Raw genomic sequence first — 595 nt, forward strand, 5'->3', positions numbered from 1 at the left:
GCTTTCGACGGCATGTCGTCGGCTTCACAGATCGACCGCAGGCTGTTCCCCTCTGCCAGGCTCTGGCAAATGGTATCGGCTATCTCCTGGGTGAACTCACTTGGCCGTGCCATTGCCCGACTCCTTCAGCCTGATCTGCACAAGCCGCACATTGATGCCGAGCTGCTTCGAAATCTGTCGGGCTGACATGCCTAGCGCCTTCATGTCGTTGATCGCTTTCCGCCTTTGGAGGGCGAGGAGCCGGCCCCGGTGTTTGAAGGGCCGCTTTGCCCTGACATCACCCTTGTCTCGGGCTCGCTTCACGTATTGGACGACTGTGGTAGGCGAAATGTCTAGAGACTCTGCAATGGTCTCGTAGGTGCTCATCTCCTGGTACATGTCGAGCGCCTTGTTGCGGCGCCTGGTCACGATGTCGACCGCCTTCCCGCCCCTCTTGTTGAAGGACGAGTAGGCGTGGAACGGCAGCGGCGCGCGGTGAGGCTTTCGATGCTCCATCAGTTCTCCATTCATCGCGGCAACTGCCCGGATCGATTGTTCGCCTGCGGTCGGCGCAATGTCAGGATTTCGCTAGGCGTCAAAGGCGAGCGATTAACCG

At 59.5% G+C, this 595-nt stretch carries 1 protein-coding gene and 1 pseudogene; both read right to left on the reverse strand.

Annotated elements, in window-relative coordinates:
* A pseudogene (locus tag EN984_RS39580) lies at positions 1–113 on the reverse strand (terminase small subunit protein); the annotation flags it as partial.
* Positions 97–495, reverse strand: coding sequence for an HTH domain-containing protein (locus EN984_RS36985; protein WP_127270804.1), 399 nt, complete (start codon positions 493–495; stop codon positions 97–99). The pseudogene EN984_RS39580 and the gene EN984_RS36985, both read right to left, overlap by 17 nt.
* Positions 496–595: the final 100 nt, after the last annotated feature.

Origin of the sequence: Mesorhizobium sp. M7A.F.Ca.CA.004.12.1.1 (genome assembly GCF_003997835.1) — a bacterium.
Taxonomy (GTDB): Bacteria; Pseudomonadota; Alphaproteobacteria; order Rhizobiales; family Rhizobiaceae; genus Mesorhizobium.

Bases quoted from the DNA above. Each gene is read 5' to 3' on its own strand.
- EN984_RS36985 (WP_127270804.1), bottom strand. From the start codon at position 495: ATGGAGCATCGAAAGCCTCACCGCGCGCCGCTGCCGTTCCACGCCTAC.